We start from the raw sequence: 17,829 nt of genomic DNA, 5'->3' as shown, positions 1-17,829 counted from the left end.
TTTGGTCACTTACAATTTAAGCAACCGATGCCCTTTCTCAAAATTTAAACATGTTCTTATATCAAATCCATTTCTTCCGTTTAAAGAAAAATAAAAATATCAGGGAAGAAAAAATCATCAACACAATTGCCAACCAGAAACCATAAGGGTGATTGGAGGATGGAATTACCTGATAATTCATACCAAAAATACCTGCAATGAGTGTGGGTGGTAAGAATAAGATGGTAACTATGGTAAAAATCTTGATAATTTCGTTTTGCTCAAGATTGATAAGACCCATGAAAGTATCCTGTAAATACTCCAGCCGTTCAAAGTTAAAGGTAGTGTATTCGAGCAGGGAAGTAATATCTTTTAAAACAATACGTAGCCTTTCTTTGCGGTCTTCCGGGAAATAGGCACTTCTTAATATCTGCGAAAGTACCCTTTGTTTATCAATAATACTTTCCCGGATTAACATCGTGTTTTCCTGTAAGTTATTGATTTTCAGAAGAGATGCCTGCTTCGGTTTCTTTTCTCTGCTAAGCGCCTTACTGATATTTTTCACTTCCTTCGACATATTCTCTAGCAAGTCAGCATCAGATTCAATACGGGTCTCCAGCAAAAGGAGTAAAATATCTACCCCATCTTTGAATATCTCTTCACCTAATTTAATTTTTTTTACTGTATCAGCAAACGATCTGGAATCTCCCTGACGATAAGTAAACAATACATTATCCCGAATCATAAACGATACCGGATAAAAATGGTACCCGTCCTGATCAGCCTTCAAAAAATTGGAGTTGGCATTGATGGTATTGTTCTGCTCAAAATATCTGGCACTACTCTCAATCTCTACAATTTCCTGAGGGGTCTGAAAACTAATGTCACATTTGGTTTCCACCCATTCTTCTTCTTCCTGAGATGCCGACTGTAAATCGACCCACATCAGATTTTTAAGATGCCCTATTTCTCGTACATCGGTTTCTTTCTTTACCTGTTTACCTTCTTTGTAATAAGTACGTACCATAAGCAGGAGCGTTTTTTATCCCATAATCAATTTTTCTATCACTTTCGGAAAATGCTTGTGTTCTAATATTTGAACTTTAGCGGCAATATCTTCAGGTGTATCTCCTTCTATCACCTCGCATTTGGCCTGAAAAATAACTTCGCCCTCATCATAATGTTCGTTGACATAATGAATCGTAATACCCGATTCAGTATCTTTATTGGCATGAACGGCCTCATGCACAAAATGTCCCCACATCCCTTTTCCACCATATTTTGGCAAAAGCGCAGGGTGAATATTAATAATTTTGTTCGGATATGCCTTAACCAGATTTGCAGGTATCAACCAAAGGAACCCTGCCAGAATCACCCAGTCAATATCTTGTTTTTTCAGCATCTCAACTATCTTATCAGTTTTAGTAAACGACTTTTTATCAAAGATAAGGATAGGCACACCAAGTCTTCGGCCTCTTTCAATGATTCCTGCATGTGGATTATTGGTTAATAATAAATCCACCTGAATTGACTCATTGTTCTCAAAATAATTAATGATTTTTTCGGCATTACTCCCCGACCCTGATGCTAAGATGGCAATTCTTTTCATTTGAATGATTATAATTTCCGGCAAATAAATGACCGCTTTCTTTATAAAAAGCCCGTCCAATTGGCAAGGCTTAGAAACTGCGAATCACGGTATTTTTTTTTAAAGTTTTAAACTTTTGGCCTACAAAAAAAGCCTCTGAATTATTTCAGAGGCTTTGAAAAGCTAAGACTTACAACCTACCTTTATAAAGTTCGTCCTGCCATTTTTTCAGTTCGTCCCATTTGCCATCACGAGCTAAAGCTGCCTGATCTGCCCAGGTGGTTGGGTCATGAATCTGGAATCGGCTGCCTGCTTTATCCAATATTTCTTTCATTCTGGCGGCAGGTGTATCGGCTAATTGCGAAAAAGTATAAATACCCGCTTTATTAAATAATTCTTCAATTTTAGGCCCTATTCCTTCCACAATTTTAAGGTCATCTTTCACAGGTGGGATCGTTGGCGTTGGCACTATTCCTAATCCGGATACTATTCCGGTTGCAGAAGGTACAGGAGTGGGTTCGATGGCTACAGATACTCTTGTTTTCCGACAAGCATCTAATTCGCTTTCAAGAAACTTTATTCTGTCCTGCAATTCTGCATTATAGATTTCCAGGTTCTTTATTTTCTTATTCAACACCCACCATAGCAACAAGGCTAATAATAATAAAGGGATAAACCAGAATAAAAATATATCCCAAGGGAAATTATTGAAAAGACATTGTAAATTTTCCATATAAATAAATAGCATTAATCGTTCGAAATCATTTAAAAAACAAGGTTCAGCATTACTCTTTCAGCCTGATGGTTGCTCTACGGTTTTTAGCTTTACCCTCATTCGTTTCATTAGAAGCAATCGGCTCTTTTTCACCTTTACCCTCGATAGCCATCTGGCTGGCCCTGATACCATCCTTAGTCAATAAGCTTTTTACCTTATCTGCACGAATCTCTGAAAGTTTCAGGTTAGAAGCGTCAGACCCATCACCATCTGTATGTCCTGTAATCAACAATTGTTTGTCAGGATATTTGGCTAAATACTTTTTAGCAGTTAATAGAAACGTATCGACCTCTGGGGTATGCTGTATACCTGTTTGTCCGGATACGAAATACATATCCAAAGGTTTAAAAAGGATCTGCTCTTCGGCAGTTAACTGTACGGTATCAGCGGGCAGACTGGCTGGAGCAGCAACACTATCTATTACAGGTGTATTCTCTAATGAGGCAACGGTACCACTGTAACAAAAAGGTTTGCGATGGCAATTCCAGAACCAGCTATAACCCAAAGACCATAACAGAATCAACAGTAGGATCAGAAGTCTGTTCATTTTACTTGAGAGTTTGGGAAAATACTAAAATCAATAGTTTAGGACAGGAAATGTACTGAAAAGTAACTTAAACACCATCATTGGTGCAGATTTTCTTTCCAAATTTAACACAAACTATTTTTTTGATTAAAATTTATTAATGTCTAATAAATCACAAAGTAAATAATTTCTAAAAATCCATCAAAAAGACTAATTTTGAGGCAAACCAAAATCCTATTTTTATTTTTAATGGAATCAATCAAAGTTTTTGCGCCTGCTACTGTTGCCAATGTTGCTTGTGGTTTTGATATATTCGGTTTTGCAGTAGATGCACCCGGCGACGAGGTAATTATAAAAAAACGTAATGACAATCAGATTGTGATTACAAAAATAAGCGGAGATGATGGAAAACTCACCTATGATGCCACAAAAAATGCGATTACGGTTCCGATTATAGCTTTTCTCAAAAAAAATGGCATCGAACAAGGCTTTGATGTCGAGCTTTATAAGAAAATGCCTCTCGGAAGTGGCTTAGGCAGTAGTTCGGCCAGTTCGGTGGCGGGGGTATTTGCCGTAAATGAAATTTTAGGTAAACCTTGTACTACAAAATCCTTACTACCTTTCTCAATGGAAGGTGAACGTATAGCCTGTGGTTCAGCGCATGCAGATAATGTAGCACCAGCTTTGATGGGTGGCTTTGTAGTGATCAGGAGTTACAATCCTTTAGATATATTCAATGTCCCAACCCCACCAGAACTTTTCGTAACAATCGTTCACCCTGATATAGAAGTAAACACCAAAGATGCTCGTTATATATTACGTAATGAGGTATCAATGAAAAATACGATTGCACAAATGGGTAATGTGGCAGGGATGATAGCCGGGTTGATGCAGTCAGACTATGATTTAATTGCCCGCTCAATGGTTGATTTTATTATTGAGCCTGTGCGTGCCATTCTGATCCCGGAATTCTGGGAAGTGAAAAGTGCTGCTTTAGAGGCAGGCGCATTGGGCTGTAGTATATCAGGTGCAGGGCCGTCAGTATTTGCATTCAGCAAGGGTCGTGAGACTGCAGAAAAGGTTGCCATGGCCATGAAAATTGCATTTGAAAAAGCCAGCATTCATTGCGAAGCATATGTATCAGGTGTCAATCAACAAGGGCCAAAAGTAATTGGTTAAAATTATCTGTTTAGTTTGAACTATATTGCGCTGTTGTTTCGTTATCTATTCGTCAGGTGATGAAAATAGTATCTGCACTTTGTTTGTCTAATTGAAATCCAGCTTCAATTACTTAAATACCGTTAAAAAATATTTGTTAAAATATATTGACAAATAGAAATAAACGTTATATAATTGCATTCAAATCCGAGTAAAAAACTTCAATAGGCTTTCTGTAGTAAGAAAATACCCTCTTTGAATCAATCAGTCTAATTGTTTCTGAAATTACAATCCAATTAAATAGCTTGCTAATTTCTTATTCCGGGAGTTTTCCTAACGTAAATTTAGTATAAGGTATAATTTAAAGCTCCAGTTAAAGTAAAATACTTATAACCAATAGTTTCGCTTACTGCTTGTAATTTGCTTTCAACTGTTCACAAACTTATAATGTCCTTTTCTTTGTTTTCAGCATCTAATATAACCGCTAACCGTCGTATAAAAACGTATCGTTAATTCTCACGTATGTATACATCAGAAGAACTCAATCTGAAACTTCTATCAGAGTTAAGAAAAATTTGTATTGAAGTGGGCATAAAAGATGTCCGCAATGCCTCAAAAAATGAGCTCATTGAAAAGATTTTGGAAACACAGTCCAATAAATCAACTTTTAACATGCCAAAAGAAGTAGCCGATATTTCGGCCACAAATTTTGAAGTACCATTATTTAATAATAGTAATAAAGCGCCTAAAAACCGCACCCGACTGCCTAAACCAGGAGATAGCACGTCAGCAGAAATAAGCCCGGTCTCAAAAGAACCTATTAAGAAGGTTGGAGGAAAGAAACCTTTTGATAAGCCTGCGGCACAAGATATTTTTAATGAACTTCCTCCTGCTTCTCCTTCAGATTCCCTTCCTCCTCAATCAGACACTTCTTTCGATCCGGATCTAGAACCTCTTTTAAATTTAGAAGAAGCTGAAGATTTCGATTTATCACAAATCGATGCCGAAATGAGCGAATTTGAGGGTTTGATTGACGATATTGTACCAGATATTGCCGAGCCAAAAGAAGATAAAAGATTTGTAGACGATTACACCAAGGTTATCAAGAAGCAGTTCAACAACCTGATTAAGGAGTTTGACGGACTGATTGAAAACGAAGGTGTACTTGAAATCATGCAGGAAGGTGGCTATGGTTTTCTTCGCTCAGCCGATTATAACTATTTAGCCAGTCCGGATGATATTTACGTATCGCCATCACAGATAAAATTATTTGGTCTTAAAACCGGTGATACGGTTAAAGGTGCCATCCGCCCGCCGAAAGAAGGAGAAAAATACTTTGCCTTATTGAAAGTACTTTCAGTAAATGGTAAAACTACTGAGGAAATCCGTGACCGTATTCCTTTTGAATACCTTACTCCTCTCTTCCCGGAAGAGCAAATAAAATTGAGTAGCAAATCTGATATTTACTCAACACGTGTATTGGATTTATTCTCTCCGATAGGGAAAGGTCAGCGTGGAATGATTGTGGCACAACCTAAAACAGGTAAAACTGTCTTATTAAAAGAGATTGCCAACGCTATCACCCGCAATCACCCGGAAATCTATCTGATTATCCTATTGATTGATGAGCGTCCTGAGGAGGTTACTGATATGCAACGCAGTGTTCGTGCCGAAGTAATATCCTCAACTTTCGACGAAACAGCCGACAGACACGTAAAAGTATCGGGTCTTGTACTTGAAAAAGCCAAACGTCTGGTAGAGTGCGGTCATGATGTGGTAATTCTACTGGATTCAATCACTCGTCTGGCTCGTGCCTATAACACCGTTATCCCATCGTCAGGTAAAATCCTTTCGGGTGGGGTTGATGCCAATGCTTTGCATAAACCTAAACGTTTCTTCGGAGCTGCCCGTAATGTAGAAAATGGTGGTTCGTTAACTATCATCGCTACAGCCCTGATTGACACAGGCTCGAAGATGGACGAGGTTATCTTTGAAGAATTTAAAGGTACAGGTAACATGGAGTTGCAGCTTGACCGTAAGTTATCGAACAAACGTGTATATCCTGCTATTGATATTCTGGCATCGGGTACTCGCCGTGAAGACTTGTTGATGGACAAAGATACATTGCAAAAAGTATGGCTGCTTCGTAAATATATGGCTGATATGAACCCTATGGAAACCATGGAGTTCTTGCTGGATAAAATGAAAGGAACCCGTACAAACGAGGAATTCTTATTGACAATGAACAGATAGTATCAGGTATTTTTGACAATTTTCTTTGAACGGATCATGTCGTCCTGATTAACTATTACAAAATAAATACCTTCAGGAAGCCCTGCCAGATCAAAATCATGCAGGGCTTTTGTATGTACTTCTTCCTGCAAAATCTTCCCTGCCAGATTCGATAACTGATAATGTGTTTCTATACCAGGCGGTACTTTCACATATACTTTTTCGTCAGGCTCGTTATAGAATATAACTAATTCGTCTTTCCTCATGATTGCTTTAGTTTAATAATATTTCTCTAGTTTTTTAGAGGTAAACAGGTAATACTCCCCCGCTTTTATGGTAATTCTTTGATTTTTTTCAGAAACATGCCAGGTAGTTTCTCTAAAAAAATCAACCCACACTCCCACTTCCAGATTACTTTTTACCTCTACCTCTTTCAGGTTAAAATTGGCGATGATTCTGATATTCAGTGTCGGGTGATTGATATTGAGTTTCTTAACCAGACTATCAGAAACTTCTATAAATTCTCCCTCTTTAAAGGCAACAATATTTTTCCTTAAATGAATCATCTGGATATAAACTTCCAGCAAGGCCTGTCTATCAGGATTATTCAGATAATCCCATTTGATAGGTTTTACACCTGTTCGTCCATTATCATCAATACTCACATCATAACCAAATTCGCCGAATTGCCAGAACAATTTCGGGCCTGGGTAAGCAAAAAAAAGTACGGCAGCCGCCCTTGCTCTTGCCGATGAAACAGATAAATCTTTAAATTTCTCGTTGGCATCATATACCAGCCTTTCTTCGTCATGGCTTTCCATATAGCCTACCAGATGCGCCTCTTTCCAGCCCCTATTCTTATGGCTAAGCCATGAGATACTATCATTTTTACCTTTCAGCAGGTTTCTGAATTGATGATTAAGGTGCCCCCACAATAGGAATCCATAATCTGCCAGTTCAGTTTCTTCATCATTCGCTGCCAGATGCTCAAGAATCAGGTAACAGTTTTTGTTGTACTGCCTGATTTTATCAAACATTCGTTTCAGCAATCTCACCCGACTAGCATCGTAGCTCGACCATTTCAACACATCTGGATAAGATTGCACTTGTGTAAAACCTTTAGTCAGGTCGAATCTGAATCCATCTATTTTATATTCACAAAGCCAGTAATGACAAACCTCATCAAAGAACTCCTGGGTGTACTTGCTTTCGTGATTAAAATCAAAGAATACCGAATAAGGATGTGTAGCTTTTTCGTTGAAAAAAGGATTTTCATTGTCTGCACTTTTATGACCTTTATAAGCTTTATAATATGAAAATTTCTTATCAGCATGGTTAAAAACCACATCCAGAATCACGGCTATACCATTCTCGTGGCATTTATCGATCAGGTATTTCAGATCATCTTTAGTGCCATAAGCTTTATCCGCAGCAAAATAGAAAGTCGGGTTATAGCCCCACGAATCATTTCCTGTAAACTCCTGCACTGGTAATAACTCAATGGCATTTATCCCTAATTTCTTGAAATAAGGGATGAAATTGACTACATCTCTATACTTGCGTGATTCAACAAAATCTCTAATAAGTAACTCATAGATAATGAGATCTTCTTTTTCTGGGGAGGTGAAATTTTGAATATGCCATTTATAACGCTCCTGAGCAGTTTGAAGCACAGATACACTTCCTTTAAATGGATTCTCGGTCGGATATTTCTTTAGGTTGGGATAAGTATTAGGAGAAATCTGCTTATCAAATTCTGGGTCCAGGATCTTTTCTGTATAAGGGTCGGCTACTACAATTTTCTTATCAATCAAAAATTGATAGGCATATTCCCGTTTAGGTTCCAGTTGATTAATTATAATACCAAATGTCTCTCCATCGGCTTGTTTCTGCATAGCAAACTTCTCAGAAATTTGCCAGTTATTAAACTCCCCTACCACATGAACTGATTGTTTATAAGGAGCTTTAAATGTTATTTTTACACTTTCGTGATTCAGGTATTCAATCATTTTTTTGGGTTAAAGCTGCCTCAACGAGTCATGTATTTTTCAAGTTCTTCATATACTCTATGAATAGGTAAGCCCATAACCGTATAAAAAGAGCCTTCAATTGTTGTAATACCAATCATACCAATAAAATCCTGCACGCCATAACTTCCTGCTTTATCGAATGGATGGCATTTTTGTATATAATACTCAATTTCCCACTCGCTTAATGATTTGAAGGTTACATGAGTAGTATCTGCCAGGCTTATGGTTTCTTCTTTTGTCATAATACAAACGCCTGTAATCACCTGATGCGTTCTGTTACTCAATAGTCTTAGCATTCGTCTGGCATCATCCACATCTACAGGTTTATTAATGATTTCGTTTTCAACCACTACAACCGTGTCTGCGCAAAGAATAATCTCACTACCTAATGTTTCGCTAAAACAAGCTGCTTTATTTTTTGCCAGAAAAGCAGGCACTTCCTCCACAGGCATATCTGACGGGAAGGCTTCATCTGTTGGAATTACTTTTACTGAGAACTCAAATCCTGCATTGTGCATGATTTCTTTTCGACGTGGAGAATTGGAAGCGAGTATGAGTGGCCTAGATAATTGCATATCAATTTTTTTGAAATGCGAAGTAAATAAATCTGACTTATAAATACGAACAATCTGAAAAGTTTTCAATCATTTGAGCTACGTATATATATGTATCTACATATTTAATTACATATTTAAGTCAGTTAGTTTTGGCATTGGCACAAATTGTCTTATTAAGAGGTGTATTTCATTAACAAATTTCATACTAAAGTATAAATTCCTGATAATCAAAAAATTATCCAGTATCCGTTTAATAATTTTCTTAAAAAAAAATTCAATGTATTTATTATTAAACGGCATTAGCTCTCAAAAAAATACCATTATAAATAAATACAATATAATTCAATAAAAAATTGGCACAATTATTTCTTAATATTCAATAGTTAGAAAAAATTCTTTTAGATCTACATACTTTAAACTGAGAGAATAAATAGTAAAACAATTTTTTGCGTAAAATTTAAAATAACCTTTGTTGTAATAATTCAAACCAAATTTGCTGTAAGGATGTATCCATATAAATTACATAACATTTTCCATCGTCTTAATCAAAATTAAGGTATATAAACATTGTATACTTAGCTATGCTAAGAAACGGAATCTGCTATTCTATTATTTAATATCCTTCTTTAAATCTGCTTGATGAATCTGAAATAACTTTTGTTAAAGGATGTATTTAGTAGCTAACATATCTCCTTTTAAATTTCTTATCCAGATTAAGAATAAAGATTTATTTGTGTGAGAAATAACAAAGAGATTCGCTATGCCTTTTTAGCTTTTAAACTTTTGCTGAATAAAAATAAACTTTTGCTGAACTATGCCAACGTTAACAAGTATATCTTCCTCTGAATTTCTAATTTAAAGAAAACCAGAAGTCTTGTAGCTGAGACTTTTTAAGATAAACTTTGTTAATATTTTGCATAATTATTTAAAACTTTTGCTCATTAAAACAAAAACTTTTGCTGTCGGATGCTCGAATGGATTGTCATATCTCCCCGATTATTTCTTATTTTTTTAAGAACTGAGAATCTTTTGCAAAAAAGCTTCTAGGGAATCGCTATGCTTCTATAATAGTATCTAACATTAAAATCTTTTGCTGAATATTAATTAATTGCTGTAAGATGTTAGCAAGGCAAAACTTTTCCTATTTACTAAGGTATAAAAAACAGTATTAAAACGTCTGAAAAAGGCTTTAAAGGATTTGTTATGTCGTTATGTTGCATCATTCTTATTAAACTTTTGCTCGATTTTCTAAAGTAATTTTTGCTGTAAATGCATAGGATAATCATATAGGAAGCCTTGGCGGTTGATTATTCTGGCGGTGTAACTCTTTTGCTAAACATTTAATTTAAAAACTTTTGCACATGGTAACGATTAAAACTACATGCAGGCTTCTCTTGCTCGTACTTCTGACTTTCTATTCAGGCAAGACATTCGGCCAACAAACCATCGAAAACAACAGAATTTGTCTTGACCCCATCTCAGGCACAGGGGCATACATTGGCACTCCATTAGGCGGAGGTGTCTGTGCACTTTGTAACATACAGAATCCGGGCAACGTGGTTGACGGAAATCTGGGTAACTATGCAACAGTCACACTTGGCGCTCAGTTGCTCAGCAACTATAACATGATAATCGTAAAAGATTCTCTGCAATACTATCCGGCTGGTAATGAAGTTGGATTTATAATCGCTCCAGACGCAGGTTTACTTAATACCTCAGTCTTGGGCAATTTGAGTATTCAGACCTATCGTAATAATACGCTTGTAGAGACAGCTACTATCGGTGGTTCTCCGGCCATAAGTCTGGCTGTTTTACAAGGTACAACCAACGGAAAGCAGATTCTCAGCTTTACCACAACCGGTGATTTTGACGAAGTAAGATTAGTGGCTAACGGAACAGTATCAGCCTTGACAACTCTACGGATTTATGAAGCATTTGAAGGCCCTACCAATTGCGCACACGATTGTGTGAATGCACTTACAGGTGCGGAAGTAAGTAATGTTGTTAACAACTCTGTAGGTGGACTACTTTGCCTTGGAAGTAGTACTACCAGTCCTGGTAACGTGAATGACACAGATTCAACCAACTTCGCCAATATTAGTATCCCGATTGGGTTAGGTTGTACACGTTATATTGAAGTGCAAGCTGCGGCAACTTATGCAGCTGGTACTTTTGCAGGATTCGTTATCAAAGAAAATAATAACATACTTGGTTTAAATCTTCTTGGTGGAATCACTATACGAACCTATAATGGTAGTACTCCAGTAGATGTCTTTTCTGGTACAAGCCTTTTATCGGCCGTTGTATTAAATACCACTGCTCCAACTTATCAGATTGGCGGAAGAACAACTCTTCCTTTCAACCGGATAAGAATTGAAGTTAGCGGTGTTGCCAGCTTGTTAACTGATATCAATATATATTATGCTTACATAAAATTAGATTCCGACAATGATGGTATACCTGATTGTATGGATAAATGTTCGGGCGATGACCTGATAGATACAGACGGAGACGGAACACCTGATACTTGTGATAGAAACGTAATTGACTTATCGCTCTCAAAAACTGTTGATAATTCAAGACCGGCAGAGGGAGGCACAGTAACATTCACGATTACAGCTACACGTGATAGCGTACAATACAATGCCACAGGAGTGAAGGTAACGGATATTTTACCTGCCGGCTTGAATTATGTTACTCATAGTAACACTGGTTCACCAGGAACTTTCTATTCACCTACCACAGGTATCTGGACGATCGGTAGTGCTTTAGGTGGGACAACCAACAGTGTTTCTATGACCATAACTGCAACGGTAGATACGGTTGGTGTAGTACTGAATGTAGCTACAATTACTGCATCAAACGAAACAGATACCGACAATGCAGCTACATCTGATAATATAGCAGCAGCCTGCGTTTCGGTACCAATTCAGATGTGTCAGGGCCAATCTATGATTCTCATAGCTCCTTCGGCTCCTTCCTATCAATGGTACCTGGATGGTGTACCCATTAGCGGAGCAACCAATGATTCATTAGTAGTAACAGCAAGTGGTGATTATACAGTTAATTTTACAACGTCGAGTGGTTGTGCCGCCGGCAATTGTTGCCCGATTATTATCAATGTAAATGCCTTACCGGTTATCAGTGCAGGATCTAATGTAGTGGCTTGTGCAGGTGTAACCAGTACACTCACTGCTACGGGTACGGGTACTTTCCTTTGGAATACTGGTGCAACCACCTCGACTATCAGCGTTTCTCCTACTTTAACTACCAACTATATAGTGACACTTACAAATACTCTTGGATGTGCTAACTCCGATACTGTTACAGTAACAGCAAACCCTGCACCTTTAGCAGCTAATGCAGTGGCACTTTGTAGCAATAATGGAACAACAGGAGATTCATCTGACGATACATTCACTATTATCCTGAATCCTTCGGGAGGTAGCGGTATCGGAACGAATTATACAGTAACCTTAAATGGCTCTGCAGTAACAGGACCATTTGCTTACGGGACAGCGAGTACGCCGATTAGTGCAGGATTGATTAGCACCGGCAGTAAGACTCTAGTGATCACTGATAGTAATACTTGTTCATTAAGCACCTTGGTATCACCACCAGCCTCTTGTTCGAGTTGCGGGCCTAAGGTTTGCGTACCTATTACTATAGTCCGGTCAGAGTAATTCAAAAAGTAAAACTTCAGTACAAACAAACCAATAGCGGGTGCCGATTCATTTCGGTATCCGCTTTTTTTATAACCATTTATAAACAATCCATTATCAATTTTGCTTATATAAATACTAAATCCAACCATTTCTTATTTGTTAACATCCTTGTTATTAAATGATATTAATGTTGCGATTTTATAAAAAAATCGTATCTTTTCAGCATGAACAAGTGGGCTATTATATTCTTACTGCTATCGCATCTTACTTTCGGACAAACCCCTGACTATGAAAATTTTGACAGCGACAAGTCTGCTAAAGACAGTGTCATGTATACGAAATTGAAGAGCAAAATGGGTAAAACCAAGATTGGGAGACAAATTTATGGCTTTTTGTTCAGAGAGGTTTACAATACCAACGTATTGAAAAATGAAATTGACAAGCTTGAAACCAACCCCTTTGCGCAATATGAAGGAAAGATTATTGGCAAAATTGTCATCCGACAACTAGATATATTTGGATCCAGCGTTAATGATACAACCCGGCATGGGAATCGTTTCGAGCGTTTTGCAAGCAAGAATTTTCATACAAATACCCGCGAAAAAGTTATCCGCAATTCTTTTCTGCTATTTAAAGAAGGCGACAAACTGAATCCTCAAACCTTAAAAGATACAGAGCGGCTTTTCAGAGCTAACCCAATTATTCACGATGCCCGTATTCTGGTAAACGAGCGGAAAGGCAGCACATGGATGGTAGATATTACGATTCTGGTACAGGATGTGTGGTCGATTAATTTTGATGTAGGTGCCAGTAGCCTGAAAGATTTTAAAATAGGCATTGAAGACCGTAATTTTCAGGGAAATGGCCACTCTTTCCTCAATAAAATAACCTGGCGGAAAGATGACCCCTATCAGAGTTTTGGCGCAAGAAGTATCTACACTATTCCATACATGGGTAAAACCTTTATCACCGGTCAAATTAGTGCCATTCGTGAAAAAGATTTAACACAATTTTCTGTCAGAGTATTTCGACCATTTTTGACTGTTGATACAAAGGATGCAGGAGCCATTGAATTAGGATATTATAAAATCAGAGAGTATAAACGGCTGGATTTATTGCAGAATGAATTAGTATATCAGACAGGCTACTATTACTCAGATATCTGGTATGGACACGCTTTTAAATTAAGAGGTTCCAGAGCCAATCAAAGGCTGGTTATTGCAGGGCGCAGAACTGGCTACGAATACCGGACAAGACCCGAAGTAAGGGCTGATACCAATAAAATCTATTGGAACAGAACTACCATTTTAGGAAGCATTGGATATTCGACCCGCTATTATAAAAGAGACATTTTGATTTATGGTTTTGGGAGAACAGAGGACGTTCCGACAGGTAGTTTGATTTCTCTTACCTTCGGGCGTGAACAAACAGAATTTGGAGCCAGAAACTATGCCGGCTTACAATATGCCAATGGCACCTATCTGGCACGTGAAAAAGGCTATCTGTATTTTCTGGCAAGCGCAGGAACCTATCTGAAAGATAAAGAAGCGCAGCAAGGTACGCTAGGCATACAAAGTTATTATTTTAGTCCATTAATGAAATTGGGCAGAGCTCAAACCAGAAACTTCATTAATCTGGGCTTTACTTACGGCATCAATCGTGACCCTGTAGATTACCTGAATATCAGCGGTTCAGACGGTATTGTGGGAGTCAACAATAGTTCACTCATCGGAGATAAGCGCCTAACCTTAGGGTTTGAATCTGTTCTGTTTTCAAAGAAAAGTATTATTGGGTTTCGTGTGGCCTATTTTACTTTTGCCAATTTTGGTTTGGTTACGCTCCATAATGTTCCACTTTTTTCAAGTACACTTTATCAGGGTTATGGGATAGGTTTAAGAATCAGAAACGAGAACCTTACCTTTAAAACCTTCCAGATACGAATCGGATATTATCCAAATCTTCCCAACACCAGTTCGAACTTTCGCTTTGGTTTCGATGGTCTTCAACCCCTTCGCTTACGCGATTTTGATATTTCAGCCCCAAGTATTATTCCACTCAGATAATTTTTTTTCAATCTCTGGAACTATCCTTCATCGACACTTGTATTATATGTACTAACATATATTGTTAGTGTATTATAAATCTCATTAGTTATTTACAAAAAATATGTCGATTGAAAAAGACATAAAACAACAAAAGCCTTTTAAAAGTCCCTATCAGAAACTGGTGGTCAACATACTTTTCACCAATAACTGGATGAACAGCGACCACATGAATATTCTGAAACCGTTTGATTTGACGGCACAGCAATATAATGTATTGCGGATTTTAAGAGGACAATATCCAAATCCGATTACGGTGAATGGAATCATTGAGCGGATGTTGGATAAGATGTCAAACGCTTCTCGCCTTGTTGACAAACTTTTAGCAAAGGAATTGGCCTCAAGATGCGACAACAAAGATGACAGACGGGCATGCGATGTAAGAATTACGCAGAAAGGGCAGGATGTTCTGAAAGAAATTGATGTATTACAAGAGAACTGGGAAACATCATTTTCGAACCTGACACCCGAAGAAGCAGAGGCACTGAGTGGCCTGCTAGACAAGCTCCGCGGCAGTAATTAATGCGTTTTTTCAGGATTTAAGTATGCATATCCAAATATTCTACTTAATCTATTGATTATAAAGAGTTTATTATTTATTACTTTATTTTTAATTGCTTAAATCAAATTATCAAAACCAATGAAAATTTTTAAAAGTTTATTTACAGTAGCAATCGCAGGTTTCGTAAGTATTTCAGCTATGGCTGACAAAGGCAAAAAAGCACCACAAACTTTAAAAGTAGACTCACAGGCCAGCACGTTTAACTGGTTAGGTAAAAAAATCACAGGCGAACACAACGGAACAATCAATATTCAGAATGGTAACCTTATAGTAGATGGCGACAAATTAACTGGTGGTGATTTTACTATTGACATCAACAGCATCAAAGTATTAGACGTAAAAGACGAAGGATACAATGCGAAATTAGTAGGTCACTTAAAAGCTCCTGATTTCTTTGATGCAGCTAAATACCCAACAGCTACATTCAAAATCACAAAAGCTACGCCTAAAGGTGGTGCAAACTACGATATTGCGGGCAACCTGACAATCAATGGTGTTACACAACCAATCTCTTTCCCGGCAACTGTAAGCATCGATAAAAAAGGTGCAGCAAGTGCCTCAGCTAAATTTGAAGTAGACCGTACTAAATTCGGCAGCAAATACGCTTCAAAATCATTCTTTGATGCAATCGGTGACAAAGCTATCTATGATAACTTTACAGTAGAAGTCAAATTGGCAGCTGCTAAAATCGGTGCTTAATTAATCTTTGAATAGATAATACATAGTTTTTCTAAAAAGCCACAGGTGAATATTTCATCTGTGGCTTTTTTCTTTTAGCTTTACGCCTATTATTTCAGGCAAAATATTTCTTGAAATAATGCAAATTATCCTCAACAATTAAAACGAAATAAATAATGGCGTATAACGAACCAATGCTAAGAGATGGTGCGCTGGAAGGCAAAACCTTCGTGGTCACAGGTGGTGGAACCGGACTAGGCAAATCAATGACCAAATATTTTCTTCAGTTAGGTGCTAATGTGGTAATCACCAGCCGGAAACTTCAGGTTTTAGAAGAGACTGCCCATGAACTAACACAGGAAACAGGCGGCAAAATATTACCAATTGCTTGTGATGTGCGCGATTATGGTGCTATTGAAGCCATGAAAGATAAAACCATTGCTGAATTTGGTAAAGTAGATGGTTTATTGAATAACGCCGCCGGAAATTTCATCTCCCCAACCGAGCGTCTTTCTCATCGTGCCATTGATACTGTTGTTGATATAGTTTTAAAGGGTAGCTACTATTGTACGCTGGCATTTGGCAAACACTGGATTGAGCAAAAGCAAAAAGCTACTGTATTAAGCATTGTTACCACTTATTCATGGACAGGCTCAGCCTTTGTTGTACCTTCTGCAATGGCTAAGTCAGGTGTTTTGGCAATGACACGAAGTTTAGCAGTTGAATGGGCTAAATATGGTATCCGCTTCAATGCCATTGCTCCCGGGCCATTTCCAACCAAAGGAGCATGGGATAGATTGTTTCCGGTTGATGCATTCCCTGAGCATTTACGTGAAAGATTCTCTGATTTTGGCAACGTACCTCTAAAACGCGTAGGCGAACATCAGGAATTAGCTAATCTTGCTGCCTACCTGATGTCAGATTTTTCTTCCTATATTAATGGTGAGGTAGTAACGATTGATGGTGGAGAATGGATAAATGGTGCTGGAGAATTTAATCACCTGAATGCCATTCCGAATGAGATGTGGGATATTATTCAAGCCGTTATCAAGAGTAACACTAAACCAAAGAAAGAATAATTCATAAACATTTATCTTTTTGAAAAATTCTTTCTTATTCTGGCAAAGATGGCTTTTTTACAGTAGTCTGATAATGGCTTTAATGGGAGTCCTCTTTGCCTTAAATGCTAATCTGCCTATATTTCCTATATATGACCATTTAATCGCTGAAATTTTCTGGCAGACAGATAAGATTCCTATTGAAGTAAAAGATTTTCGGCACTTTGTGGCTGGTCCATTAGGTGGCACTATTGCCTGCTGTTATATACTATTAGCATATATTACCTGGTATCCGTTCCAGCGAAAAGAGAAATGGGCAAGAAATGCCATTATGATTTCCTTTACAATCTGGTGTTTGATTGACTCCTATATCTGTTTAAGATTTGAGGTTTATTTCCAGATTTATCTCATAAACGCCCTATCAGTTCTTCAAAAAGCCTTGCCAATTGTCTTCACCTGGAAGGAATTTAAAGATTGAATCGTCCAAAAATCTCTACCTATACGTGCGGAGATTTGACCCCATCTTATGATTGCATACCTCAGAAATCGTGTTTTTGTGAAGCAGGAATACTTTTTTTATCCTTAAGTGCAATAGAGTTAATTACTCATTGTTTAAAACAAGAAAAAATTAAAACTATGGCACTCACACAGAATAGGCAAAGAGATATTAAGAATGTTTCTTCGCAAAACAGCAAACATATTGCTCCAAGAGATACGCATTCGGGCAATAGAGATGAACAACCGGATTCGAGAGATATAAAACATGAGGTTGAAAAACCTAAATCGAATGATAAATGGTAATAACTTGAATGATTCAAGTTTAAGATAGATATTAAAGATTCTTCTATATGTGATGGAACACCACCTTCTTCTCATTTGTGTGTTTCATCACATTTTTATTGTTTCCCTTTCACACCAA

16 protein-coding genes are annotated in these 17,829 nt (G+C 37.5%); 9 read left to right on the top strand and 7 right to left on the bottom strand.

All coding sequences use genetic code 11. The annotated features are described in order from the left end of the window. Window positions 1-61: 61 nt before the first annotated feature. From corA to ACYVFA_RS10975, 4 genes are all read right to left on the bottom strand, one after another. Window positions 62-1,006 carry a magnesium transporter CorA family protein gene (gene corA, locus ACYVFA_RS10990; RefSeq protein WP_460471864.1) on the bottom strand — a complete coding sequence of 315 codons (945 nt, stop codon included), beginning with the start codon at window positions 1,004-1,006 and terminating at the stop codon, window positions 62-64. A gap of 15 nt (window positions 1,007-1,021) precedes the next feature. Continuing rightward, window positions 1,022-1,588, bottom strand: coding sequence for a phosphoribosylglycinamide formyltransferase (gene purN, locus ACYVFA_RS10985; RefSeq protein ID WP_460471863.1), 567 nt, complete (start codon window positions 1,586-1,588; stop codon window positions 1,022-1,024). A gap of 169 nt (window positions 1,589-1,757) precedes the next feature. Then, on the bottom strand, window positions 1,758-2,300 hold the full coding sequence (locus tag ACYVFA_RS10980; RefSeq protein ID WP_460471862.1) for a hypothetical protein: 543 nt from the start codon (window positions 2,298-2,300) through the stop codon (window positions 1,758-1,760). Between the two features lie 52 nt (window positions 2,301-2,352). Beyond that, window positions 2,353-2,889: an OmpA family protein gene (locus ACYVFA_RS10975; protein ID WP_460471861.1), complete on the bottom strand. Its 537-nt coding sequence runs from the start codon at window positions 2,887-2,889 to the stop codon at window positions 2,353-2,355. 228 nt (window positions 2,890-3,117) lie between these two features. Here ACYVFA_RS10975 and ACYVFA_RS10970 point away from each other — a divergent pair, with 228 nt between their 5' ends. Next, on the top strand, window positions 3,118-4,047 hold the full coding sequence (locus ACYVFA_RS10970; protein ID WP_460471860.1) for a homoserine kinase: 930 nt from the start codon (window positions 3,118-3,120) through the stop codon (window positions 4,045-4,047). 501 nt (window positions 4,048-4,548) lie between these two features. Beyond that, window positions 4,549-6,279: a transcription termination factor Rho gene (gene rho / locus ACYVFA_RS10965; RefSeq protein WP_460471859.1), complete on the top strand. Its 1,731-nt coding sequence runs from the start codon at window positions 4,549-4,551 to the stop codon at window positions 6,277-6,279. A 2-nt stretch (window positions 6,280-6,281) separates the two neighbouring features. Here rho and ACYVFA_RS10960 read toward each other — a convergent pair whose 3' ends face one another. Genes ACYVFA_RS10960 through ACYVFA_RS10950 form a run of 3 tightly spaced genes read right to left on the bottom strand, consistent with a single transcriptional unit; the run spans window position 6,282 to window position 8,863 of the window. Continuing rightward, window positions 6,282-6,524 carry a T9SS type A sorting domain-containing protein gene (locus ACYVFA_RS10960; protein ID WP_460471858.1) on the bottom strand — a complete coding sequence of 81 codons (243 nt, stop codon included), beginning with the start codon at window positions 6,522-6,524 and terminating at the stop codon, window positions 6,282-6,284. A 12-nt stretch (window positions 6,525-6,536) separates the two neighbouring features. Continuing rightward, the gene (locus ACYVFA_RS10955; RefSeq protein ID WP_460471857.1) at window positions 6,537-8,267 is read right to left on the bottom strand and encodes an alpha-amylase family glycosyl hydrolase; all 1,731 of its coding nucleotides are present in this window, start codon (window positions 8,265-8,267) and stop codon (window positions 6,537-6,539) included. Between the two features lie 20 nt (window positions 8,268-8,287). Beyond that, the gene (locus tag ACYVFA_RS10950; RefSeq protein WP_460471856.1) at window positions 8,288-8,863 is read right to left on the bottom strand and encodes a Maf family nucleotide pyrophosphatase; all 576 of its coding nucleotides are present in this window, start codon (window positions 8,861-8,863) and stop codon (window positions 8,288-8,290) included. A gap of 1,343 nt (window positions 8,864-10,206) precedes the next feature. Between ACYVFA_RS10950 and ACYVFA_RS10945 the strand changes: the two genes are divergently transcribed. The 7 genes from ACYVFA_RS10945 to ACYVFA_RS10915 all read left to right on the top strand — a co-directional run bounded on the left by ACYVFA_RS10945 (window position 10,207) and on the right by ACYVFA_RS10915 (window position 17,711). Beyond that, complete coding sequence (locus ACYVFA_RS10945) at window positions 10,207-12,528, top strand: hypothetical protein (protein WP_460471855.1); 2,322 nt, start codon at window positions 10,207-10,209, stop codon at window positions 12,526-12,528. A gap of 206 nt (window positions 12,529-12,734) precedes the next feature. Further along, entirely contained in the window at window positions 12,735-14,573 is a 1,839-nt protein-coding gene (locus ACYVFA_RS10940) for a BamA/TamA family outer membrane protein (RefSeq protein WP_460471854.1), read from the top strand. A 103-nt stretch (window positions 14,574-14,676) separates the two neighbouring features. Then, window positions 14,677-15,135 (top strand): MarR family winged helix-turn-helix transcriptional regulator, encoded by a 459-nt coding sequence (locus ACYVFA_RS10935; protein ID WP_460471853.1) that lies wholly within the window; start codon window positions 14,677-14,679, stop codon window positions 15,133-15,135. Window positions 15,136-15,252: 117 nt separating this feature from the next. Then, entirely contained in the window at window positions 15,253-15,873 is a 621-nt protein-coding gene (locus ACYVFA_RS10930) for a YceI family protein (protein WP_460471852.1), read from the top strand. A 155-nt stretch (window positions 15,874-16,028) separates the two neighbouring features. Further along, the gene (locus tag ACYVFA_RS10925) at window positions 16,029-16,931 is read left to right on the top strand and encodes an SDR family oxidoreductase (protein WP_460471851.1); all 903 of its coding nucleotides are present in this window, start codon (window positions 16,029-16,031) and stop codon (window positions 16,929-16,931) included. Window positions 16,932-16,950: 19 nt separating this feature from the next. After that, window positions 16,951-17,388 (top strand): hypothetical protein, encoded by a 438-nt coding sequence (locus tag ACYVFA_RS10920; protein ID WP_460471850.1) that lies wholly within the window; start codon window positions 16,951-16,953, stop codon window positions 17,386-17,388. 158 nt (window positions 17,389-17,546) lie between these two features. Continuing rightward, window positions 17,547-17,711, top strand: a complete 165-nt coding sequence (locus ACYVFA_RS10915) for a hypothetical protein (protein ID WP_460471849.1) — start codon at window positions 17,547-17,549, stop codon at window positions 17,709-17,711. Window positions 17,712-17,829: the final 118 nt, after the last annotated feature.

This window comes from Emticicia fontis, from assembly GCF_054779675.1.
The sequence above is the reverse complement of the archived record's forward strand: the minus strand, read 5'-3'. Positions and strand labels throughout refer to the sequence as shown.